Annotated in this window: 22 protein-coding genes, 1 tRNA gene and 1 pseudogene; 12 read left to right on the top strand and 12 right to left on the bottom strand. The window is 28.7% G+C overall.

Translation table 11 applies throughout. The features are described 5' to 3' along the window. From asnS to ABJG40_RS05635, 3 genes are all read left to right on the top strand, one after another. Positions 1-1,180: asparagine--tRNA ligase (gene asnS, locus ABJG40_RS05625; RefSeq protein ID WP_348023597.1), on the top strand; the 1,180-nt coding region annotated here is incomplete at its 5' end. Positions 1,181-1,204: 24 nt separating this feature from the next. Then, entirely contained in the window at positions 1,205-2,662 is a 1,458-nt protein-coding gene (gene rpoN, locus ABJG40_RS05630) for an RNA polymerase factor sigma-54 (protein WP_348023598.1), read from the top strand. Further along, positions 2,662-3,261 (top strand): hypothetical protein, encoded by a 600-nt coding sequence (locus ABJG40_RS05635; protein WP_348023599.1) that lies wholly within the window; start codon positions 2,662-2,664, stop codon positions 3,259-3,261. The genes rpoN and ABJG40_RS05635 overlap by 1 nt, the downstream gene beginning before the upstream one ends. Here ABJG40_RS05635 and ABJG40_RS05640 read toward each other — a convergent pair. From ABJG40_RS05640 to ABJG40_RS05665, 6 genes are all read right to left on the bottom strand, one after another. Then, on the bottom strand, positions 3,256-3,933 hold the full coding sequence (locus ABJG40_RS05640) for a porin family protein (protein WP_348023600.1): 678 nt from the start codon (positions 3,931-3,933) through the stop codon (positions 3,256-3,258). The two genes, ABJG40_RS05635 and ABJG40_RS05640, sit on opposite strands and share 6 nt — an antisense overlap. Positions 3,934-4,041: 108 nt before the next feature. Then, a complete protein-coding gene (locus ABJG40_RS05645; protein ID WP_348023601.1) occupies positions 4,042-4,503 on the bottom strand; it encodes a biopolymer transporter ExbD in 462 nt (153 codons plus the stop codon). A gap of 18 nt (positions 4,504-4,521) precedes the next feature. Then, complete coding sequence (locus ABJG40_RS05650) at positions 4,522-5,142, bottom strand: biopolymer transporter ExbD (protein WP_348023602.1); 621 nt, start codon at positions 5,140-5,142, stop codon at positions 4,522-4,524. A gap of 4 nt (positions 5,143-5,146) precedes the next feature. Beyond that, positions 5,147-5,602: a hypothetical protein gene (locus tag ABJG40_RS05655; protein WP_348023603.1), complete on the bottom strand. Its 456-nt coding sequence runs from the start codon at positions 5,600-5,602 to the stop codon at positions 5,147-5,149. Positions 5,603-5,610: 8 nt separating this feature from the next. Beyond that, positions 5,611-6,333: a MotA/TolQ/ExbB proton channel family protein gene (locus ABJG40_RS05660; protein ID WP_348023604.1), complete on the bottom strand. Its 723-nt coding sequence runs from the start codon at positions 6,331-6,333 to the stop codon at positions 5,611-5,613. Positions 6,334-6,540: 207 nt separating this feature from the next. Next, a complete protein-coding gene (locus ABJG40_RS05665; RefSeq protein ID WP_348023605.1) occupies positions 6,541-7,587 on the bottom strand; it encodes an asparaginase in 1,047 nt (348 codons plus the stop codon). Positions 7,588-7,684: 97 nt separating this feature from the next. Here ABJG40_RS05665 and ABJG40_RS05670 point away from each other — a divergent pair, with 97 nt between their 5' ends. The 5 genes from ABJG40_RS05670 to ABJG40_RS05690 all read left to right on the top strand — a co-directional run bounded on the left by ABJG40_RS05670 (position 7,685) and on the right by ABJG40_RS05690 (position 13,619). Beyond that, positions 7,685-8,380, top strand: coding sequence for a zinc metallopeptidase (locus tag ABJG40_RS05670; RefSeq protein WP_348023651.1), 696 nt, complete (start codon positions 7,685-7,687; stop codon positions 8,378-8,380). 210 nt (positions 8,381-8,590) lie between these two features. Beyond that, positions 8,591-10,966, top strand: a complete 2,376-nt coding sequence (locus ABJG40_RS05675) for a TonB-dependent receptor (RefSeq protein WP_348023606.1) — start codon at positions 8,591-8,593, stop codon at positions 10,964-10,966. Next, complete coding sequence (locus ABJG40_RS05680) at positions 10,935-11,750, top strand: CPBP family intramembrane glutamic endopeptidase (protein ID WP_348023607.1); 816 nt, start codon at positions 10,935-10,937, stop codon at positions 11,748-11,750. The genes ABJG40_RS05675 and ABJG40_RS05680 overlap by 32 nt, the downstream gene beginning before the upstream one ends. Beyond that, positions 11,731-12,738, top strand: a complete 1,008-nt coding sequence (locus ABJG40_RS05685) for a histidine kinase (RefSeq protein WP_348023608.1) — start codon at positions 11,731-11,733, stop codon at positions 12,736-12,738. The genes ABJG40_RS05680 and ABJG40_RS05685 overlap by 20 nt, the downstream gene beginning before the upstream one ends. 113 nt (positions 12,739-12,851) lie before the next feature. After that, the gene (locus ABJG40_RS05690; RefSeq protein WP_348023609.1) at positions 12,852-13,619 is read left to right on the top strand and encodes a LytTR family DNA-binding domain-containing protein; all 768 of its coding nucleotides are present in this window, start codon (positions 12,852-12,854) and stop codon (positions 13,617-13,619) included. A gap of 208 nt (positions 13,620-13,827) precedes the next feature. Here the strand turns inward: ABJG40_RS05690 and lepA are convergent, their stop codons facing one another. From lepA to ABJG40_RS05705, 3 genes and pseudogenes are all read right to left on the bottom strand, one after another. Next, positions 13,828-15,624, bottom strand: a complete 1,797-nt coding sequence (lepA, locus tag ABJG40_RS05695; protein WP_348023610.1) for a translation elongation factor 4 — start codon at positions 15,622-15,624, stop codon at positions 13,828-13,830. 113 nt (positions 15,625-15,737) lie between these two features. Then, entirely contained in the window at positions 15,738-16,013 is a 276-nt protein-coding gene (locus tag ABJG40_RS05700) for an EF-hand domain-containing protein (protein WP_348023611.1), read from the bottom strand. 179 nt (positions 16,014-16,192) lie between these two features. Continuing rightward, a pseudogene (locus ABJG40_RS05705) lies at positions 16,193-16,666 on the bottom strand (hypothetical protein); the annotation flags it as partial. A gap of 267 nt (positions 16,667-16,933) precedes the next feature. On the opposite strand from ABJG40_RS05705, the gene ABJG40_RS05710 reads away from it, so the two are divergent. Next, positions 16,934-18,157, top strand: coding sequence for a M28 family peptidase (locus ABJG40_RS05710; RefSeq protein WP_348023612.1), 1,224 nt, complete (start codon positions 16,934-16,936; stop codon positions 18,155-18,157). A 396-nt stretch (positions 18,158-18,553) separates the two neighbouring features. Here the strand turns inward: ABJG40_RS05710 and ABJG40_RS05715 are convergent. Further along, positions 18,554-18,626: transfer RNA gene (locus ABJG40_RS05715), tRNA-Met, on the bottom strand. Positions 18,627-18,807: 181 nt separating this feature from the next. Between ABJG40_RS05715 and era the strand changes: the two genes are divergently transcribed. Then, positions 18,808-19,692 carry a GTPase Era gene (gene era, locus ABJG40_RS05720; RefSeq protein WP_348023613.1) on the top strand — a complete coding sequence of 295 codons (885 nt, stop codon included), beginning with the start codon at positions 18,808-18,810 and terminating at the stop codon, positions 19,690-19,692. A 102-nt stretch (positions 19,693-19,794) separates the two neighbouring features. Here era and metE read toward each other — a convergent pair whose 3' ends face one another. Further along, complete coding sequence (metE, locus tag ABJG40_RS05725) at positions 19,795-22,107, bottom strand: 5-methyltetrahydropteroyltriglutamate--homocysteine S-methyltransferase (protein WP_348023614.1); 2,313 nt, start codon at positions 22,105-22,107, stop codon at positions 19,795-19,797. A 135-nt stretch (positions 22,108-22,242) separates the two neighbouring features. On the opposite strand from metE, the gene ABJG40_RS05730 reads away from it, so the two are divergent. Beyond that, positions 22,243-22,725, top strand: a complete 483-nt coding sequence (locus tag ABJG40_RS05730; RefSeq protein ID WP_348023615.1) for an Lrp/AsnC family transcriptional regulator — start codon at positions 22,243-22,245, stop codon at positions 22,723-22,725. Here ABJG40_RS05730 and ABJG40_RS05735 read toward each other — a convergent pair. Continuing rightward, positions 22,712-23,239 carry a GTP-binding protein gene (locus tag ABJG40_RS05735; RefSeq protein WP_348023616.1) on the bottom strand — a complete coding sequence of 176 codons (528 nt, stop codon included), beginning with the start codon at positions 23,237-23,239 and terminating at the stop codon, positions 22,712-22,714. The two genes, ABJG40_RS05730 and ABJG40_RS05735, sit on opposite strands and share 14 nt — an antisense overlap. A gap of 80 nt (positions 23,240-23,319) precedes the next feature. Here ABJG40_RS05735 and der point away from each other — a divergent pair, with 80 nt between their 5' ends. After that, a complete protein-coding gene (gene der / locus ABJG40_RS05740) occupies positions 23,320-24,630 on the top strand; it encodes a ribosome biogenesis GTPase Der (protein WP_348023617.1) in 1,311 nt (436 codons plus the stop codon). The last annotated feature ends 13 nt before the right edge of the window (positions 24,631-24,643 follow it).

Here is a 24,643-nt window from a genome sequence, read left to right on the forward strand (position 1 = left end):
AATTCAAGTTTCTGAGATCGAAATTTTAGGAGAATCAAATCCAGATGAATACCCAATTCAACCTAAAAAACATAGTTTCGAGTTTTTACGTGAAAATGCACACTTAAGAATGAGAACTAACACTTTTAGTGCTGTTATGCGTGTAAGATCTAAACTGTCTTTTGCTGTGCATCAATATTTTCAAGAAAGAGATTTTAACTATGTTAATACTCCTATTGTTACTGGTTCAGATGCAGAAGGTGCAGGAGAAATGTTTAGAGTAACAACTTTTAAAGACAATGAAGCCCCTATTACTGAAGATGGAAAGATTGATTATTCAAAAGATTTCTTTGGTAAAGAAACTAACTTAACAGTTTCTGGTCAATTAGAAGCTGAAGCCTATGCAATGTCTTTAGGTAAAGCCTATACTTTTGGACCAACTTTTAGAGCGGAAAATTCTAATACAACAAGACATTTAGCAGAATTTTGGATGATTGAGCCTGAAGTTGCTTTTATGGATTTAGATGGAAACATGGATTTGGCAGAAGATTTTATTAAATACGTTTTAAACTCAATATTAAATAGTTGCAAAGATGATTTAGCCTTTTTAAACCAACGTTTAACACAAGAAGAAAAAAGCAAACCTCAGGCTCAAAGAAGTGAAATGAGCTTACTAGAAAAACTTCGTTTTGTTGCAGACAATAATTTTAAACGTGTTTCATATACAGAAGCTATAGATATTTTACGTAATTCTAAACCAAACAAAAAGAAGAAATTTCAATTTCCAATTAATGAATGGGGTGCAGATTTACAATCAGAACATGAACGTTATTTAGTTGAAAAACATTTTAAATGCCCAGTTATTTTGTTTGATTACCCAGCAAATATCAAAGCATTTTATATGCGTTTAAATGATGATGGAAAAACTGTAAGAGCTATGGATGTTCTTTTTCCTGGAATTGGAGAAATAGTTGGTGGTGCACAACGTGAAGAGCGTTTTGATGTTTTATTAGAAAAAATGAAAGCCATGAATATAGATGAAAAAGAATTATGGTGGTATTTAGATTTAAGAAAATTTGGAACAGCAGTACATTCTGGTTTTGGTTTAGGTTTTGAAAGATTGGTGCAATTTGTAACAGGTATGGGTAATATTAGAGATGTTATTCCTTTTCCTAGAACACCCCAAAACGCAGAATTTTAAACAGAATTTCGTATATTTAAATCTATGCTAAAACAAAGCTTACAATATAAACTTTTACAAAAATTATCTCCTCAACAAATTCAGTTGATGAAATTAATTCAATTGCCAACACAAGCATTTGAAGAACGTTTAAAACAAGAAATTGAGGAAAATCCTGCACTAGACACTGGTAAAGATGAATCTGATTCTGTAGATGAAGATTTGTCAAACGAATTTGATGATACAGGTTCAGAAAAAATTGATGCTGAAGATATTAACATAGATGAATATTTAAGTGATGATGAAGTTCCTAATTATAAAATGCAAGCAAATAATTACTCATCAGATGATGAAGAAAAAAGCGTACCATATGCAGCAGGAACTAGCTTTCATCAGTCTTTAAAAAATCAATTAAACACCTATAGTTTTGATGATGAAGAGAAGTCTATTGCAGAATTTTTAGTAGGTAGTATAGATGATAGTGGTTATATAAGAAGAGATATTTTAGATTTAGTAGATGATTTAGCTTTTACAGCAAATGTTTTTACTACAGAAGAAAAAGTAATCGCTATTTTAAAGAAAGTAATTCATACACTTGATCCTATTGGGGTTGGCGCAAGAGATTTAAAAGAATGTTTAATTATACAATTAAAAAGAAAAGACAAAAACAAAACAAGAAGTTTAGCAATTGATATTTTAGAAAATGCTTTTGATCATTTTGTTAAAAAACATTACAAAAAACTTCAAGAAAAATTTCATATTTCAGAAGAAGAATTAAAAGAAGTAAATATAGAAATATCTAAATTAAATTCTAAACCTGGTAGTTCATACGCAGGTAATAATAAGATTGCAGAACAAATAGTACCTGACTTTTCTATTAAATTGATTGATGGAGAATTAGATTTGGTTTTAAACTCTAGAAATGCACCTGAATTGCATATATCTAAAGAATACAACAACATGCTTAAAGGATATAAAGAATCAACTGTAAAAAGCAAATCACAAAAAGATGCTGTCTTCTTTATCAAACAAAAATTAGATGCAGCAAAATGGTTTATAGACGCGATTAAACAGCGTCAACAAACCCTATTAGTTACCATGAATACAATAATGCATTATCAATATGATTATTTTTTAACAGGTGATGAACGTAAGTTAAAACCCATGATTTTAAAAGATATTGCTGACAAAATAAATATGGATGTTTCTACTGTTTCTAGAGTTGCAAATAGTAAATATGTATCTACGCCTTATGGTACAAAATTAATTAAAGAGTTCTTCTCTGAGTCTATGAAAAATGATCAAGGAGAAGATGTTTCTACAAAAGAAATAAAGAAAATTTTAGAAAATGTGGTTGCAGAAGAAAACAAGAAAAAACCACTAACAGATGAAAAACTAGCAGCAATATTAAAAGAAAAAGGATATCCTATTGCAAGAAGAACTGTTGCAAAATATAGAGAACAATTAGATTTACCTGTTGCGCGTTTGCGAAAAGAAATATAGTGAAATTTTACAAATTCATATCAGTAATTTTACACCCAATTGTAATTCCTACAATAGGGATAATATTGTATTTTCTATTAATACCTAACAGTTTTAATAGCAATCAAAAATTTGCTGTCTTAGGGTTAATTTTTATAACTACTTATATTATTCCTTTAGCAATTCTATTTCTTTTTAAGAAAATGAATTTAATTAAATCTTTTAAAGCAGAAAGTATTAGAGAAAGGAAAGTTCCTATTGCAATGATGATTGTTTTATTCTATCTTTTAGGTAATACCTTAAGAGATATCTCTAATTTATTTGATTTAGGTTTATTATTTTATGCTACTACTTTAGGACTTATTTTTATTTATATTCTCTTCGCATTTAAACTTAAAACGAGTATCCATTTATTATCATTAGGTATTACATCAGGATTTTTTATAGTAATGAACTATACACACAACAAAAACTTATTGATAGTTATTATTGGTTGTTTTATACTTTCTGGAATTCTTGGTACCGCAAGATTACAATTAAAAGCACATACACAAGCAGAAGTTTATTTAGGCTTTCTTTTCGGCTTAATATCGCCTATTATTATTTTCTATTTTTTATAAGATGTAAAAAATTAAACCGAATTTTAACATTTTGGTATTTATAGTTTCTCCATTTAATGTACTATTATCAAAAATAGGAGTTAAACCATAAAAAACATACATATTAAATTCATCATATCCTGCAGAAATAGTTAAGCCATATTGTAGTTTATTATAGCTAGAAATATTTGAATATTTAAAAGCTATTGTATTAGAATCTTCAAATTGAAAAGTATTAGAAAAATTATAGAGGAATTTAATCCCAGTATAAATTCTCCAAAAATCGTATTTGTTAGCTGAAGAAGTTCTCCATCTAAGTTCTAGAGGAAATTCTAAATTATGAGATTTAAATAAGTTCGAACTTATAGAATTATCAAAAGCAAAAACACTCGAATTATTAATTTCTTGTACTTTTAATTGATGATTCAAAAGATCGAAACTATAGCCTACACCAGCTGCTATTGAAATACTACCTTGTTTGTTTAAAATGATATCTTTAATAAAACCTGCAGAAAGTGAATAAGAAAAATTACTTTTTGAAATTAAAGTAGGTTGATCATATAATTGTGCATAAGATATAATTGTATAAATTTGATCTTCTGCATATCTATCTCCAATATTTAGAGAATCTTTTTGAGCATTTATTGATACTGCAAAACTAAAAAAAAGAAAAAAAGATACAACTGTTTTCATATTAAAATAAACGCAATATAAACATACAATATTTTATTATTAAATTAAAGACATAAAAAAAAGGATAATTCTAATGAATTATCCTTTTTAAATAAAATTTATAATTAATTAATCAGTTGTTTTAGAAGCAGAATAACTAATCTTAAGAGCATTTACATCTCTTAATTTTAATCTAATGTCTGTAATTGTACCAACACTAGATTCTTTATCGGCTTTAATTGACGTAGTCATAAACGGAACCTCAGCTTCAGACACTTTAGACCTAGCATTAATTATAAATGCAGGTACATCTTCTGGTTTTCCTATTTTATCATTTAATTGAATTCTATTATAACTAACACCATACTTAGCGTCCTTAGCTTTACCTACATATATTGTAGTTACTAAACTTTTATGTTCTAACTTTTTTACCTCTGATGCAGAAGGCAACCTAGGTGCATCAATTTGTAATGAAGTTTCTCTCATAGTAGTAGTTACCATGAAGAAAAATAACAACATAAATACAATGTCTGGTAACGCAGCAGTATTAACTGCTGGCATTCCTTTTTTCTTTTTTCTAAACTTAGACATATTGTTAAATTTTAAAGATTAATTTGTAGGTTCTGCATCCGAAATAATTTGCGGATAACTTGTTTTAATAAAATCAACTTTTTTCTTTAAAGCTTCGTTGGTTTTATCATCTTTATAAGCTTCTTCTAGTTCAGCAAAAGGTATTTTGTATTTTGCAATACTTAACCTATTTCTTAACTCAGAATAAGCTCTTAACAATTGATCTTGAACTGCTAGATATGTTCCATACTCTGTTAACCTGTCACTCTGTACCGATATAATTGCTTTGTTAGGGTGATCAGAAGAAGTTTCGCTTCTTAATCCCTGACAATAATCACACGGTCCACTAGCAACACCATTTTCAACTTTACCAACTCCTCCACCATTATCGATGAAAGCAATTGCAGCTTCTCGAAGATCTTTAATATCCATATGCTCATCCTCAACAAGAAGCTCATTATTTCTATTAATGTTTACTTCAAAAATGTTTTTCTCTTTAATTACCGGCGGCACATAATCTGCTGGCGGTTTTTCAGATAGTTTTTTAGAAACTCCAGAATCCACATTCATGGTTGTAGTTACTAAGAAAAAGATTAACAGCAAGAAGGCAATATCTGCCATAGAACCTGCATTAATTTCGGGATTCTCTCTTCTTGCCATATTTTTACGATTTAATAAGTCCTTTTAATAAGTCTAATACAAAGAACGCTCCTGCTACTAACAACAAAACTATGCTGTAGTAAATTCCTGTTCCTACCCACTGATTAGAAGCTGCTCCTTCTTCTCCTCCTTCTAATATTTTACCTGCAGAATCTATAACTACCTTACTATCAGCTAAAAAGTAAGCAAATACTAAAACTACACCTAAAATAGCTACTCCTAATAATGTTTTCTTTAAATTATCTGGACTTCTAAATAATCCAATTAAAGAAAGAACCAAAGTTGCTCCAACTGCAAAGTATAGTAAGATAGTAGAGAAAGAAACAATCCCTCCTACAGCACCACTCAATGCTTCTGTATCTTCCCCATCAGTCATAAATACTCTGATGAAGAGAAATGCTCCAATTATAGCTATTACAGCTATAAAAATGCTTAAAAATTTTGATAAATTACTCTTCATAATATATCTTATTTTTTATATTTTACTAATAAATCAATTAATTGAATTGAAGCATCTTCCATGTTGTTAACGATACTATCAATTTTAGAAACGATATAATTATAAAAAATCTGTAAAATAATTGCTACAATTAAACCAAATACAGTTGTTAATAAGGCTACTTTAATACCTACTGCCACAACTCCTGGAGAAATATCATTTGCTACAGCAATCATATCAAAGGCTTGAATCATCCCGATTACAGTTCCCATAAATCCAAGCATTGGTGCTAATGCAATGAATAAAGATAACCAAGAGATATTTTTCTCTAAAAGCCCCATTTGAACTCCACCATAAGAAACTACTGCTTTTTCAGCTGCATCAACTCCTTCATCTACTCTATCTAAACCTTGGTAAAAGATAGATGCTACTGGTCCTTTAGAATTTCTACAAACTTCTTTTGCTGCTTCAATACCGCCTGAACTTAATGCATCGTCTACTTTAGATACTAATTTCTTAGTATTAGTTGTTGCCATATTTAAATAAATAATTCTTTCAATTGCAATAGCTAAACCTAAAATTAAGGCTACTAATACAATCCCCATAAATTCTGGACCTCCTTCAATAAAACGTTGTTTTAATTCTTGGTGGAAAGTTTTTGATTCTTCAGCTGCTTCTTGTGCGAAAGTTGATTGAATAGCTCCAAAAAACATAAATCCTGTTACAGAAAGGACATTTACTACTTTTTTCATCTTTGTTATAATTAATTTTAATAGTTAACGGGTTATAATTTAATGTTATTATCTCAAAAAAAATAGAAAGTAGCTTTGTAAATATAATTTTCAAGGCTATACTTTCCTTTTGTCTTTGAGACTGCCAAGTAACAAAAAAATATTGAGGATTTAAAAAAAAAATCAATCTATTTGTGCATTAAACGTTGAATTTCTTCAATTATACAACTAAAAATGATATTTATCAGTTAATTCTCCTCTTAATGATTTTTCGAAATATTTCTTAAAATCATTTATAGATAACTTTTTGTCTAATAGATACATTAATTTTGCTATAGCAGATTCTGTGGTAATATCTCTACCGTTAATTACTCCTATATCTCTAAGCATCAAACTTGTATCATAATGCCCCATAATAACATTACCACTTTTACATTGAGTTACGTTTATTATTTTAATTCCTTTATCTATTGCGTTTTTTAATAAACTAATAAAAACCCCTGAATTAGGAGCATTACCTGCTCCATAAGTTTCTAAAACCACCCCTTTTAATCCTGGTATGTTTAAAATACTTTCTACAACTTGCCTAGAAATACCAGGGAATAATTTTAAAATAACAACTTCATCAACTAATTTTTTTCTTACAATTAATTTATTGTCTTTGTTCTTTGATTTTTCAATTAAATGGTCATCAAATTTAAGGTGTACTCCACTTTCTGCAAGCGGAGGAAAATTCATTGACGTAAAAGCTTCAAATTGTTCTGAACTTATTTTGGTTGTTCTATTGGCTCTATATAATTTATACTCAAAATACAAACAAACTTCAGTAATTACTGAAACTCCATTCTTTTTTGCACTTGCTACCTCAATTGAAGTAATTAAGTTTTCTTTTGCATCTGTTCTTAAATCTCCAATTGGTAGTTGAGAACCTGTAAAAATAATTGGTTTTTGCAAATTTTCTAACATAAAACTAATTGCTGAAGAGGTATAAGACATGGTGTCTGAACCTGTTAAAACAACAAAACCATCAAACTTTTTATAATTGTTTTCAATAATATTAACAATATCTGAATAATATTTTGCATTCATATTTGATGAATCTATAGGTTCATCAAAAGAAATACTTTTAATATTACAGTTTAACTGTTGTAACTCTGGAATCTTGTCTATAATCTGACTAAAATCAAACGCTTTTAAAGCATTTGTTTTGTAATCTTTAATCATACCAATTGTTCCACCAGTATATAGTAGTAATATGTTGGGTTTATTTGTCATTTTGTCATTTTTATATCCCAAACAATAAAATGGAATACTTTATGTTGTAAATTTATCAAACAAAAATGAAATACAAATTAAAACAATATAAATTATGATGATTGGAATGGAATACTACATTATTATAGGTGTAATATCGCTTTTTAGCTGGTTAGTAAGTAACACTTTAAAAAGAAAATTTAAAAAATATTCTAAAGTTCAGCTAAGAAATGGAATGAGTGGTTTAGAAATTGCAGAAAAAATGCTTGCTGATCATGGAATCTTTGATGTAAAAGTTATTTCTACTCCCGGAAGTTTAACAGATCATTACAATCCACAAAATAAAACTGTTAATTTAAGTGAATCTGTATACAACCAAAGAAACGCAGCATCTGCTGCTGTTGCTGCTCATGAAGTTGGTCATGCTGTACAACATGCAAAAGCCTATAAATGGTTAACAATGCGATCTCAATTGGTACCAATGGTAAATGTATCTTCAAAATTTTCTCAATATTTAGTTATGGGAGGTTTAGTTTTGGGTGCTGCTTCTAGTTTAGGATACTGGGTTCTACTTGCAGGAGTTGTATTAATGGGTATGGCTACTTTATTTAGCTTTATTACATTACCAGTAGAATATGATGCAAGTAACAGAGCTTTGGCTTGGTTAAAAAATAAAAATATTGTTAGTAGAGAAGAATTTGCTGGCTCAAAAGATGCTTTAAAATGGGCAGCAAGAACTTATTTAGTTGCTGCTTTAGGTTCTTTAGCAATGTTAGCTTATTGGGTTTTAAGATTGATGGCAAATAGAGATTAATATCTCTATATTTTATACTATATTTTTAAAAAAGCTTCTAAAATTAGAAGCTTTTTTTTATTACAGGAAACTTTTGGTTGGTTTTAAGCGTCTTAACTTTATAGAAAAAGAAAATCTCTTTAACTGGTATTTAACCCATTTCATCAGATTTTCATTTTTTAATTGTAACAAAACAGACACTTTTGAAGTGTATTATTAAAAATCAATCAAATGAAACTTTTTACAACAACCATTTTTATTTTATTATTCGGAGTTTTAGCAAGCTTCTCTCAACATGCCATTTCAGGTAAAATTGTTGATGAACAAAACACTCCATTACCTTTTGCAAATATTGTTTTATATGAAATTGGAAGTAAAGAAAATCCTAAAGGAACAGTTTCTGATGATAAAGGCGAATACAAATTAGAAAATATTTCTTCAGGAAAATACAAAATTGAAATCTCTATGCTGGGTTTTGAAACTCAAATTATTAAAGAATTCAACCTAAATACTAACAAAATATTTAACTTTACTTTAAAAGAAGAAAGTCAGACTTTAAACGAAATTGTTATAAAAAGTAAACGCCCAGTTATTAAACAAACTGCAGAAAAACTAATTGTAGATTTAGAAAAGTCCGAAATGACAAATACAAATTTGCAAGATGTTATGCGTAAAATTCCTGGTGTTTTAGTTACAAACAACGGAATTTCTATTGCAGGAAACAGAGGCGTTAGAATATTGATTAACGGAAAAACTACAGAATATATGGATGTAGAAACTTTATTACGAGATTTTCCTGCAGATAATATTTCTAAAATTGAAGTTGTAGAACAACCTGGAGCAGAATATGAAGCCTCTGGTTCTGGAGCAATTATTAACATTATTTTAAAGAAAAATGTAAGATTAGGTACGCATGGAAGCACAAATGTTTGGGTTGGTAAAGATCAAGGTTTCGAGTATGGTACAGGTTTTTCTATTGCCAGCTATAAAAACAAGTTAAATTGGCAAATAAGTGCAAATCACTCTAAACCAACTTGGAGAGAAGATTTGTTTCTGAGAAGAACAGTTGCAGATACAATTTACGATCAAACTACAATAGAACCTTACAGCCCAGTAAATAATACAATTAGCGGTAATGTAGATTACTATATTAATGATAAAAATTCAATTGGTATTGGTGGTCGTTTTAGAAGCAGAACTTCTATAAGAACTGTTGATAACATTACAAATATTATAAAGCCAACCTCTATAGAACTTTTGTTAACCAATAACGCGTATGATAGAGATAGAACAAATTTTAACATCAATCCATATTACGAATACAAATCAGAAACCAATAGGCTTTTAATTGATTTTAATTATGTAGATTTTAAAAATAACAGCACAAATACGTTGTTTGAAACTGCACAAAGCACAGAATCTTTTCAAGATAGAAAATACAACCAAGATGGAACTTATAATATAAAAACCTATAGATTAGATTATACTAAAACATTTTCTGATAATTTAAAAGTTAGCGCTGGTACAAGATATGCAAATGTAACAACAGACAACGATTTACAATCTTTTACACATGATGATGTTAATAATTTTCAGTTTGATGAAGATTTAAGCAGTCAGTTTTTAATTGATGAAAATATTTTTGCTATATATTCTAAAATAAATGCTACTGCTGGTAAATGGTCTTTTTCTGGTGGATTGCGTTATGAAAACAGTAACACAGACGGAACATCTATATTTATAAACGATGGAGAACAAATAGTAGAAGTTAAGAAAAGACCCATAAAAAAGGTTTTTCCTAGTACTTCTGTAAGTAGAAAATTAACGGAAGTTTTAGGTGCTAGTTTGTCTTATAGTTACAGAATTCAAAGACCTTCTTACAATACTTTAAACTCTTTTGAAACGTATTTAGATCCTTATTCTGCAGGTGAAGGAAACCCAAATTTAACACCTTCTTACACCAATAATTATCAATTTAATTTAACCTATGAAGGACAGCCTTTTTTTACAATAGGTTATAGCAAAACTGATGATGTTATCTTTGATTTAATTACACAAGACAATACAACTGCTCAAATTAGACAACAAGAAGTAAACGTAGAAAATAATGCAAACTGGAATTTTAGATTATTTGCACCATTAAGTTTTACAAAAGGTTTAGAAGGTTATACAGGTATAATTGTAACGAACACAGATTACCAATCTTCAACTTTTGGAGTAGATTTAAATAAATGGAATTTGATTTGGTTTGTACAAGCTAGTTATCAATTACCTTGGGATATCAACTTTGAGTTAAGTGCAAATTATGGAACAGGCGCTTTAGAAGGTCAGATTGATGTAGATTGGTTAGCTGGATTAGATTTTTCTTTCGGTAAAAAGTTTTTAGATGATAAATTAAAAGTAAATTTAGGCTTCAATAAAATGTTAAATAGAGGTTTTGTAGGTAATATTGATTATGGTAATGGAGTTGCAGCTATTGAAAGTAATGAGTCTAGGCAAAATATTCAATTAAGGATGGTGTATAGTTTTGGTTCTAAATTTGGCAAGAAAAAATCTAAAAGAAACCTAAACAGAGATGAAGAAAACAGAATTAATGATAGTAATTAAAATTATGAAGAAAAGTAACATTTTAAAACAAATTGTAGTATTCACGCTATTTATAATTTCTATACTTATTTTAAAAACTTCTACTGCGAAGTATCTTTTAAGTATTGATATAAACGATTATAATACACAAACGATAAGTAAAATATTTTTCAATCTCTTGCTTATCATTGGCTCTGTATATCTTATTAGAAAAGAAGATTTATTTAAAACAGGAGGTTTAACCAAAGTTAAAGTTGAAAAACCTTTATTACTAGTATTTCCTTTAATTTATTTAGTACTTTTAAACTTATTAATTCCAAGTGAAATTCCAGCTTTCAATTTTAGCAACATACTAATTTTGACTCTTTATTGCATATCTATTGGTTTTGCTGAAGAATTAAGTATTAGAAGTGTGTTATTACCTTTAATTCTTAAATTTAATAATGGCTCAAAAATGAAAGCAGTTCTTTTTTCTTCTCTTATTTTCGGAGCTTTACATCTTATTCATTTTAACAAAGGAATACCTGGCGAAATATCGCAATTATTTTTTGCTACATTTATAGGCTTTATGTTCGGAGCTTTATTATTAATTACTAAAAGAATATATCCGTTAATAATCATACATGCCATCATAGATTTTGTTGCAAAACTTGATAGCTTGGGCAAACCCATAAAAGAAACTGTTTATGACCCTATGGATATTGAAAGTGCTATATTTACTGTTATTTTAGTACTACCTTGTTTAATATACGGACTTATTATATTTAGAAAATACTCAAAAAAAGATGAATACAAAACTGAATAAATCAGATTGGACTTTATTGGCTATTATTTATGGAGTAACTATCTTTTTAAATATTATTGATTATTACAGAGAAGGTAATTATTTAATTGAATATATAGTTGATTTTCCATTGTATATAATTATTTCTCTATCATTAATCTTATTTTTTTTGCATATACTTATACCAAAGTTTTTAGTTTATAAAAAAGATTACTTACGGTTTTTTATGTACACAATTGCTATATTAACATTAGGTGGTTCAATTGATAACTTTATCGGACACTTAACAGCTGGAAAAGACATAACTAAAATTTCTTCCATAATACTTTTTCTTCAAAATGGTTTGTATAACGCATCCGACATGATTGGTCTACCTATTGGTATTCTGTTAGTTAAAAAATTATACGAAGGAAAAACAGAATTATTAGAAGTCGAAAAAAAACAAAAAGAAAACGAACTAAAATTGTTACGTAGTCAAATAGATCCTCATTTTTTATTTAACAATCTTAATACTTTAGACTCTTTAATAGATACACAACCAATAAAAGCAAAAGAATATATTAATAGATTGTCTTTAATTTACAGATATTTAATTAAGACTAAAGATGCAGAAGTAATGGAACTTTCTAATGAAATTGAATTTGCCAAAAACTATATTTTCTTAATTAAAACTAGATTTGGTGATGATTATGAATTTACAATTAAAGAAAACATTACTTTAAAAGATAAATTTATACCTACAGGAGCCATACAAGCTTTGTTAGAAAACGTAGTTAAACACAATAAATCTGATGGAATAAGTGCTATTAAAACTACAATAACAATCAATAAAGGTTGGCTGATTATTACCAACTCTAAGTCGAAAATAAAATCTACAAATGAATCTTTTGGGACAGGTTTAGACAATTTAAAAGCACGATATAAATTACTTTCGGATGAAAAAATTCAAATTCATAATATGGATGCTAAGTTCGAAGTTTTTATTCCGATAATAACTTTAAGTGAATAAAATTTTAATCAATTACATGTTATTTTGAGCGGAACAAAGTGAAGTCGAAAAATCTATATTTCTACAATAAGATTTCTCCACAAGGTCGAAATGACAAAGGAAAATTAACAAAAATGAAAATTTTAATTTTAGAAGACGAAATTCCTGCATATCAAAAACTAATAAAATGCTTAGATAGTTTTTTTGATATTAAAATAACGCATGATTGGGCAAGAAGTATTGTTGATGGAGAACAGTTTTTAAAAGAAAACATGTACGATTTTATTTTATCAGACATTCAGCTTTTAGATGGTATTTCCTTTGATTTATTCAACAAAATAAAAATTGATACTCCTATTATTTTTTGTTCTGCACACGATGAATATCTGTTTCAGGCATTTAATACAAACGGAATTGCATATATTTTAAAACCCTATTCTCAAAATGATTTTGATAAAGCAATTAAAAAATATCAGTCTTTATTTATTAAGGGTGATTATAATGTATTAGATACTTCAACTATAGACGCTCTAAAATCTGCTTTACAAGAAGAATATACTACTACTTATAAAAAACGATTTGTAATTAAAAAAGCAGCCGGAATTCAATTACTTAACACAATAGATATTGCTTTAATTACAGCTTCTGGAGATTTTTGTTTGGTAAATGATAAAAACGGAAAACGTCATACAATTTCTCAAAACTTAGGTTCTATCTTTCAGCAATTAAATCCTAAGAAGTTTTTTAAAATTAACAGAAGTGAGATTGTAAATATTGATTTTATAGAAAATATTGAAAGTCATTTTAAAAACCGATTACTCATTTCTGTAAAAAACCACAAAGAAAAAGTGATGACAAGTTCTTCTACAACTTCTGATTTTAGGAAATGGTTAGAAAACTAGATATTAGAAACAAAATAAAAACTTAAGGCAGAAAATTGGCAAACAAGTTTAGCCCAGATTGAACGACATGTTTGAGCTCTTTTTATTCTTTTTTGAATAAAAAAGCGAGTAGTGAAAGCTGGAAATAGCTACAAATAAAAAAACCTTTTCAATTTCTCAAAAAGGTTCTTTTATCTATATTTTTTATATAATACTTTACTCTAAAAGGTTAATCATTCAGTTTTAAAACTGCCATAAATGCTTCTTGTGGAATTTCTACATTACCAACTTGACGCATTCTTTTCTTACCCTTTTTCTGCTTTTCTAGTAATTTACGTTTTCTAGAAATATCTCCTCCATAACATTTTGCAGTTACATCTTTACGCAATGCTTTGGTAGTTTCTCTTGCAATAATTTTTGCTCCAATTGCTGCCTGAATAGGAATATCAAACTGTTGTCTTGGAATTAAAGTTTTTAATTTTTCAACTATTTTCTTACCAATAGAATACGCATTATCTGCATGTAATAAGGCAGAAAGTGCATCTACAGGATCTCCGTTTAATAAAATATCTACACGTACTAATTTCGATTCTTTCATACCAATTGGATGATAATCGAAAGAAGCATATCCTTTAGAAACTGTTTTTAAGCGATCGTAAAAATCGAAAACAATTTCTGCCAAAGGCATTTCGAAAATCAACTCAACCCTTTCTGTTGTTAAATACGTTTGATTCACAATTTGTCCGCGTTTTTCTATACACAAACTCATTACTTGACCAACAAAATCAGATTTTGTAATAATAGAAGCTTTAATAAAAGGTTCTTCTACTCTATCTAATCTAGATGGGTCTGGTAAATCTGTTGGATTATTTAACAAGATTAGTTCCTCTGGATTTTTCTTTGTGTAAGCATGGTAAGAAACATTGGGTACAGTTGTAATAACTGTCATATTAAACTCACGTTCTAAACGTTCTTGTATAATTTCCATATGTAACATCCCTAAGAATCCACATCTAAAACCAAAACCTAAAGCTGCAGAACTTTCTGGTTGAAATACCAAAGAAGCATCATTTAATTGGAGTTTTTCCATAGAATAACGCAACTCTTCATAATCTTCTGTATCTACAGGATAAATACCTGCAAAAACCATTGGTTTTACATCTTCAAAACCATCTATAATTTCTGTTGTTGGGTTGTGTGCATCTGTAATGGTATCTCCAACTTTTACTTCTTTAGCCGTTTTAATACCTGTTATTAAATAACCAACATCACCTGTTTTAACAGATTTTTTTACAACTTGATTTAGCTTTAACGTACCAACCTCATCTGCAAAATAGTTTTTACCAGTTGCCATGAACTTAATTTCTTGTCCTTTTTTAATCTCACCGTTTAAAACTCTAAAATAAGTTTCAATTCCTCTATAAGAATTAAAAACAGAATCAAAAATTAAGGCTTGTAATGGCGCTTCAGGGTCTCCTTCTGGAGCAGGAATTCTATCAATAATAGCTTCAAGGATATTATCAACCCCAAAACCAGTTTTTCCACTTGCGTGAATTACTTCTTCTGGATCGCAACCTAATAAATCTACAATATCGTCTGTTACTTCTTCTGGATTTGCAGATGGTAAATCTACTTTATTTAAAACAGGAATAATTTCTAAATCATTCTCTAAAGCTAAATAAAGGTTAGAAATTGTTTGTGCTTGTATACTTTGTGCAGCATCTACAATTAACAAAGCACCTTCACAAGCAGCAATTGAACGAGAAACTTCGTATGAAAAATCTACGTGACCAGGAGTGTCTATTAAATTTAATATAAATTGCTCTCCTTTATGTTCAAAATCCATTTGAATGGCATGCGATTTTATGGTAATACCACGTTCTCGCTCTAAATCCATACTATCTAATAACTGATTTTGCTTTTCGCGTTCAGTAACAGAACCTGTATAATCTAACAATCTATCTGCTAATGTACTTTTACCATGATCTATATGTGCGATAATGCAAAAGTTTCTAATATTCTTCATACTTCGTTTTCTAACTGCTTTCAACTGACAAATATATGTTATTTAAAAACCTTGTCAAATAAAAAAAGTACAATGAAATTCATTGTACTTTTTTTATGATTAAATGTGTTCTTTTATAAATCTCTTTCTAATTCTTCTATGGCAACTTTAAATTCTTCCCAACTAATAGTGTCATCACTCGATTTGTCATAACCTTTTAAAAGTTCATTTGCTACAATACCTCTAATAAAACCATTTACTGCTGCACTTTTTAATAATTTTTTAATTTCTGTTTTCTTCAACCTTCCATCATTATCAGAATCAAAAAACTTAAAAGCTTCTTCAGGTGAATCAAACTGATTCGTAATTAAAATTCTAATCTTTCTTAATATGTTTTCTTTTGCTTCCAATATTTATTTTTTTTAATAATTAATAAAGGTATTAAGATAATAAATTATTTTGAAATTTTTACGAAAAAAAGATAATAAACATGTCTTATTTACAAATAACATAAAATACATTAAATCTTGCTAACCTTCAAAAAAAAAGTTGGTATCATGACTTGGTGTATTTCAGATTGTCAATCCTTTTAGTCTTGCCACTCTGCAATAAACAAGTTGGTATCATAACCACCTCCATTATTTCTATTAGATGAAAAGATTAACTTTTTACCATCGTTAGAAAATACAGGAAAAGCATCAAAAGTTTCTCCATGTGTAACTCTTTCTAAATCCTTACCATCTAAATCTATCATGTATAAATTAAAAGGAAATCCTCTTTCTGCCTCAAAATTAGAAGAGAATAAAACTTTCTTTCCTGAAGGATGAAAAAACGGACTTCAATTTGCATTTCCCAAATCTGTTAATTGTCGTAATTCTGAGCCATCTGCATTACAGATATACAACTCCATTTCAGTTGGTTGAACCAAACCTTCTTTTAATAAATCTTGATATTCTTTAATTTCTGTTTCTGTTTTTGGTCTTGAAGAACGAAAAATTAACTTGGTTCCATCAGGAGAGAAAAATGCACCACCATCATACCCTAATTGATCTGTTATCTGTTTATCATCAAAACTCTAATAAGTTTCTGTATTATCACCTCCAAAAGTAATTTACTTCATCGATTTAAAATGAATCTCTTCTGAGTAAATTAATCCACCTTCCCATTTTTTGTTTCACCAGACTTCGCGTCTGTTTTTTCTTTCTTGTTTATTTTACAAGCTCCTAAAACTAAAGATATAGCTAGGATAAAAAGTATTTTAAATTTCATTTTTATTGAATAAAATAAGTGATAATAATTCTCTAATTTTGCAAAAACAATATTTATCATCATGAGAAACATTCTATTTTTAATATTTTTATATTTTTTAATTTCTTGTAAACCAGCAATTAATCAAGAAAATAAAATTAAAGAAGACGTTACATTTTTGGCATCAGATAAATTAGAAGGTAGACAAACTGGTACAAAAGGAGAAAAAGCAGCTGCAGATTATATTGTAAAAAGATTTAAAGAAATAGGGTTAAATCCAAAAGGAACAAAAGGATTTTTACAACCTTTTACGTTTAAACCAAAAACAAATCCGCATGAAGAAGTAAAATTTGATGTTAATGGGGATGGAACTATAACAGGAAATAACGTAATTGGTTTTACAGATAACAAAGCAGAAAACACAATTATCATTGGCGCTCATTATGATCATTTAGGTTATGGTGGTGAAGGTTCTTTATATAGAGATTCTATAAAAGCAATACATAATGGTGCAGATGATAATGCTTCTGGTATTGCCATTTTATTAAATTTGGCAGCCAAATTAAAAGAGAAAAACACCAACAATAATTACTTATTTATGGCTTTTTCTGGTGAAGAAATGGGACTTTTAGGTTCTAATTATTTTGTAAAAAACCCAACAATAGATACTAAAAAAGTATCTTATATGATAAATATGGATATGGTTGGAAGATTAAAAAAAGATTCTGCTTTAGCAGTGTACGGAACAGGAACTTCGCCAATATTTAAACAAACTTTAAAATCTCACAACAACAATTTTAAATTGATTCAGCAAGAATCTGGTGTTGGACCAAGTGATCACACAAGTTTTTATTTAGCAGATATACCTGTCTTACATTTTTTTACGGGTCAACATGAAGACTACCATAAACCTGGTGATGATGCTGAAAAACTGAACTACCCTGGAATGGAAATTATTAGTAATTATATTTTTAATATTATTACTGATTTAGATAATAATGGAAAGTTGGTATTCAGGAAAACAAAAAATGAAGGAAAAAACTCTCCTCGTTTTAAAGTTGGAATGGGTGTAATTCCTGATTATATGTTTGATGGAAAAGGAATGCGTATTGACGGTATTTCTGAAGACAAACCCGCCCAAAAAGCAGGTTTAGAAAAAGGTGATATTGTTATAAAACTTGGTGACAGCACTGTTGTTGATATGATGAGTTATATGAGAGCTTTATCGGTCTTTAAAAAAGGAGACAAAAGTAAAGTTGTTGTAAAAAGAGGTGAAAATGAAGTTGAAAAAATAATAAACTTTTAGTTTAAAATGATAAAAACAAAACAGACTTTATTAATAAGATACATTTAATCATTTTAGTTTTAATTGTAGTTCCTGTTTCAAAATTTTACGGTTTTGTTACAGACTCTCAATTTCACATTCATTTAAATACTGAGATCTATTTTTTTTTCTTAAAAAAGTAATTCTACATCTAACAGGACATTTTTTCTGTTGATTTAATCTGTTTCTTTAAAATAGAAACAACACACTAAATTTACTGTTTTCCATAATTTTATTTTTTAATTAAAGGTGTACCTAATTGAGTGCCATTTTTGAAGTAAATATTAAAAACTACACATAATTGTAGTCCTGTAAACTTGAATAATCCTTAAATTTAAAGCAAAAAAAAGAGTAACCATTTCTGATTACTCTAATTAGTAGCGGGAACTGGACTCGAACCAGTGACCTTCGGGTTATGAGCCCGACGAGCTACCTACTGCTCTATCCCGCGATATTAATTTAGAAAAAACAACTTAGCTTTTAACTTTCGATTCATAAATTCGACATGTTATTTCCGGACTGCAAATATACATCTTATTGAAACAATTGACCAAACTTTTTTTAAATTATTTTTAATTAATTTTTAATCAGCTAAATTCTAATCAAATAGAAAAACTAATTACCTTTGCAACATGATGCATAAAGCTGGTTTTGTAAATATTATTGGAAATCCTAACGTAGGTAAATCAACTCTAATGAATGCTTTGGTTGGTGAAAAACTTTCTATCATCACTTCTAAAGCACAAACAACAAGACATAGAATTCTTGGAATTGTAAATGAAGATGATTATCAAATTGTTTTTTCTGATACTCCTGGGATTTTAAAACCTGCTTATGAATTACAATCATCTATGATGGATTTTGTAAAATCTGCCTTTGAAGATGCAGATGTACTTATTTACATGGTAGAAATTGGTGAAAAGGAGCTAAAAAATGAAGCTTTCTTCAAGAGAATAATCCATAGTGAGATTCCTATTATTCTCTTATTAAATAAAATTGATAAATCATCTCAACAAGAAGTTGAAGAGAAAATTGAATATTGGAAAAACAAAGTTCCAAACGCAGACGTATTTGTAATTTCTGCATTAGAAGGTTTTAATGTAACTGCCGTTTTTGAAAAAATAAAGGAATTATTACCTGAAGGACCTGCTTTTTACCCAAAAGATCAACTAACAGATAAACCTGAACGTTTTTTTGTAAATGAAAAAATTAGAGAAAAAATTCTAATGCATTACAAAAAAGAGATTCCATATTCTGTAGAAGTAGAAACTGAAGAATTTATTGAGGAAGAAAATATTGTTAGAATTCGTTCTGTAATTATGGTAGAAAGAGATACTCAAAAAGGTATTATTATTGGTCACAAAGGTACTGCTATAAAAAGAGTTGGAGCTGAAGCAAGAAAAGATTTAGAAAAATTCTTTGAGAAAAAGGTATTTATTGAATTGTACGTAAAAGTGAATAAAAACTGGAGAAGTGATAAAATTCAATTAAAACGTTTTGGTTACAACCAACGTTAATTACGAATTGTCTTTAGCAGCATAATAATGTGTTTTTTTTCAATTCAGAAATAAATTAAAAAAGAGGAAACTTATAAAATAGGTTTCCTCTTTTCATTACAGTTAACTAAGCACGTTCACTTTAGCTCTTAATTTTCTAGCAGCATTTACCAAACGGATAAGTGCCGTTTTTGTTTCTGGCCAATCTCTTGTTTTTAATCCACAATCTGGATTTACCCAAATATTTTCTGTAGGAAGTAATTTGGTTGCTTTTACTAATAAATTTTCTATTTCTTCTTCTGAAGGAATCCTTGGAGAATGAATATCATATACTCCAGGACCTATTTCATTCGGATATTTAAAATCTACAAAAACATTTAATAATTCCATCTCAGATCTAGACGTTTCAATAGTAATCACATCGGCATCCATATCAGCAATACTTCCAATAATTTCATTAAATTCAGAATAACACATATGTGTATGAATCTGCGTTTCATCTTGTACACTACTTGCTGAAATTCTAAATGCTTTTACCGCCCAATCTAAATATGTTTTCCATTCCTCTTTTCTTAACGGAAGTCCTTCTCTAATTGCTGGTTCATCAATTTGAATGATTTTAATTCCTGCTTTTTCTAAATCACTTACCTCATCTCTAATTGCTAAAGCTATTTGATTACAGGTGGTAGCTCTTGGTTGGTCGTTTCTAACAAAAGACCATTGTAAAATTGTTACAGGACCTGTTAACATTCCTTTTACAATTTTAGTTGATAAAGACTGTGCAAATAATGCCCATTTTACCGTCATCGGATTCAGTCTAGATACATCTCCATAAATAATGGGTGGTTTTACACATCTTGTTCCGTAACTCTGCACCCATCCAAAGTTAGAAAAGGCAAAACCTTCTAACAATTCTCCAAAATACTCAACCATATCATTACGTTCAAACTCACCATGAACCAATACATCTAAACCAACTTCTTCTTGAAATTTAATTGTTTCGGTAATTTCATTTTCTATAAGTTGATCGTAATCTGTTTGCGATAATTGTTTCTTTTTAAACTTAGAACGCCAGCTTCTTACTTCTTTCGTCTGCGGAAATGACCCAATTGTTGTAGTTGGAAACAAAGGCAATTGCAACGCTTCTTTTTGCTTTTTTTGTCTTGTTAAAAAAGAAGAAGCTCTTTTACTATCGCTCTCTTTTAAATTAGCAATGCGTTCACTTACTTTTTTATTATGAATTAAAGTAGATGTTTTTTTAATATTGATGGCTTTTTTATTCGCTTCAAAAGCAGCTATTGTTTCAGGGTTATCTTCCTTTAAAGCTAAACTTTTTAATACCGTTATTTCTTGCAATTTTTGTTTTGCAAACGCCAACCATTGTTTAATATCTACAGGTAAATTTTCTGTATTGTCTTCTAAATCTAAATCATAAGGACTGTGTAATAAAGAACAAGAACTCGAAATCCAAATTTTATCTTCTTCTAAAACAGTTAACGCTTTGTTGATATAACTTAAAGAACTTTCAAAATCATTTTTCCACACATTTCTACCATCAACAACGCCTAAAGAAAGTATCGTATTTGGGTTAAATTTAGCATGTTCTAAAATATCACCTAATTGTGATGGACATCTTACTAAATCTAAATGAAAAACATCTACAGGTAAACTAAGCGCTATATCAATATTATCACCAAAGCAATCAAAATAATTGGCTAATATTAATTTGAAGTTTAATTTTTTATTCTTAAAATGCTGATACGTTTTTACAAATGCTATTTTTTCATTTTCTGATAAATCTATAGCAAGAATTGGTTCATCTATCTGCAAATAATCAATACCTAACGTATGTAGTTCTTCAAATAGATCTTCATAAACTGGCAACAGCCTATCTAAAAGGTCAATCCTATTAAAACCAACTTCCTTTTCCTTCCCTAATAACAAGTACGTAACAGGGCCAATAATAACAGGTTTAGTCTTTATTCCTAATGCTAGTGCTTCTTTGTATTCTGAAATTATTTTTTTTGCATTTAATTTAAAAACTTGCTCTTTTTTAAACTCAGGAACTAAATAATGATAATTTGTATCAAACCATTTGGTCAATTCTAACGCCGTAATATCTAAACCATTTTTTTGCACACCTCTAGCCATGGCAAAATACAGGTCTAAATCGGTTAAATTATCATTTGCAAATCTATCTGGAACACACCCTAAAGTAATACTCATATCCAATACTTGATCGTACAAAGAAAAATCGTTACTAGGAATTAAATCAATTCCGATATTTTTTTGAGTTTGCCAGTTTTTCTTTCTAATTTCTGAACTGATGATAGATAATTCATTTTTATCTATTTTTCCTTTCCAGTAATTTTCTATCGCTTTTTTTAATTCTCTATGATCTCCAACCCTTGGATATCCTAATATTGATGCTTTCATAATAATACAAGTTTAATTACCTTGCAAATATTAAAAATAAAGTCCTTTAGTCTATTTTTATACTTAATTTTAGATTAAAACACTAAAAAATTATATTTTTACAGATACAATTTATTTTTAAAACATAAAATAACGATGTTAAAAGAGAATTTTTCTTTTCAAAACCTAGATGTAATAGATTGGAAGCTATTAAATATCTTACAAAACAACTCTAATCTTAGCACAAAAGAACTTGCAGCTCGTGTAAACCTATCTTCAACACCTGTTTATGAAAGAGTGAAAAAGTTAGAAAACGCTGGTTGTATAAAAAAATATGTTGCTATTTTAGAGGCTGAAAAGCTAGGGAAATCATTAACCGTTTTTTGTAATATTACACTTAAAGAACATACAAAAGAAATTGGAAATCAATTTGTTTCAGACATTACCTCACTAAAAGAAGTAACTGAATGTTATAATATTTCTGGTGATTATGATTTTTTATTAAAGATAATGATTGCAGACATGAAGCACTATCAAGATTTTGTGATTAACAAATTAGGATTAATTAAAAATATTGGAAGCGCACATAGTACTTTTGTATTAGGCGTTATCAAACATTCTTACGCTATTCCTCTTTAATTATTTTTATCATAAAATCATGCAAGTCTTTCATTTGAGATTTCCCTGTATCCTTTCCTATTTTACCTAAAAAATACAATAATATCCATATTAGTGGTAAAAAAATCATCATAACTAAAGGGAAAATGATAGGTTCTTTTAAAGACAGCTTACTAAAAAGCAGTATAGCAAAGCCTAAAAAGGAAATTCCTATTACAAAATGAATAAACATAAAAAGTGTCCAAACTTGTGGTTTTGGACCAAATAACCCTTTTAAAAGTGATGTTTTATTCGTTTTCTCTAAAATTTCTAAATGTAATTGTGGAGACCAAAAGTGTTCCTCTTTTTTAGAAACACATATAAAAACATGTCCATCTACAATACTTCCTTTATAAGTTGTTTTCTCTTTCTTAAATTCATCAGAAAAACGATTTAAAACATCCTTAAAAGAGTCTTCTAAATCAATCGTAAACCTTGGTCGTAAAAATATTTCGCTATTTCTTTTTTCAATTAAAAGCTTCTTTTTTTCATTCATAAAAAAGGTGTTTATAACCATTTAAATTTACAATTATTTATCATATAGTAATTGTATCTTTGCAAAAAATATCAATAGAGATGAATAGTATTGTTGCCATTGTAGGAAGACCAAATGTAGGAAAGTCAACACTTTTTAATCGTTTAGTACAAAGAAGAGAAGCCATTGTAGATTCTGTGAGTGGTGTTACAAGAGACAGACATTATGGAAAATCTGACTGGAATGGTAAAGAATTTTCTGTAATAGACACAGGTGGATATGCTGTGGGTTCTGATGATATTTTTGAAGAAGAAATTAGAAAACAAGTTAATCTTGCTATTGATGAAGCAGATATCATCATTTTTGTTGTTGATGTTGAAGAAGGAATTACACCTATGGATTCTGAAGTTGCAAAACTTCTAAGAAAAGTAAAAAAACCTATATTTTTAACTGTAAATAAGGTTGATAACGCAATGCGTGATGCAGATGCTGTTGAATTTTACAATTTAGGTTTAGGTGGTTACCATACAATTTCTTCTATTAATGGTAGTGGAACTGGAGATATTTTAGATGCTATTACAGAAAAAATGCCAGAGGCAGAAGAAATTGATTTAGAAAAAGAAGAATTACCAAGATTTGCTGTTGTTGGAAGACCAAACGCAGGAAAATCATCATTTATAAATTCTTTAATTGGTGAAGACAGAAATATTGTAACTAATCTTGCAGGTACAACAAGAGATTCTATTGATACTAAATATAACCGTTTTGGTTTCGATTTTAACTTAGTTGATACTGCAGGAATTCGTAAAAAATCTAAAGTAAAAGAAGATTTAGAGTTTTATTCTGTTATGCGTGCTGTACGTTCTATTGAATATTCTGATGTAATTATTTTAGTTGTAGACGCTACTCGTGGTTTTGAAGGACAAGACCAAAATATCTTTTGGTTAGCAGAAAAAAACAGAAAAGGTGTTGTAATCTTAATTAATAAATGGGATTTAATAGAAAAAGAAACTAATACAATGCGTGATTTTGAAGCAATGGTTAGAAAACAAATAGAACCATTTACAGATGTACCAATTGTATTTATTTCTGCTTTAACAAAGCAACGTTTATTTAAAGCAATAGAAACTGCAGTAGAAGTTTTCGAGAAAAGAAAAAAGAAAATTCCTACAAGTAAGTTGAATGATGTAATGTTAGACATTGTTAAAAGCTACCCACCACCAGCTACAAAAGGAAAGTTTGTAAAAATAAAATATTGTATGCAGTTACCTACTCCAACTCCACAATTTGCATTTTTTTGTAACTTACCACAATATGTAAGAGATCCTTATAAACGTTTCTTAGAAAATAAATTAAGAGAAATTTACGATTTTAGAGGAACACCTATTACTATTTATTTTAGACAAAAATAAAACACTGTAACTT

Source organism: Polaribacter sp., assembly GCF_039939415.1.
GTDB lineage: Bacteria > Bacteroidota > Bacteroidia > Flavobacteriales > Flavobacteriaceae > Polaribacter.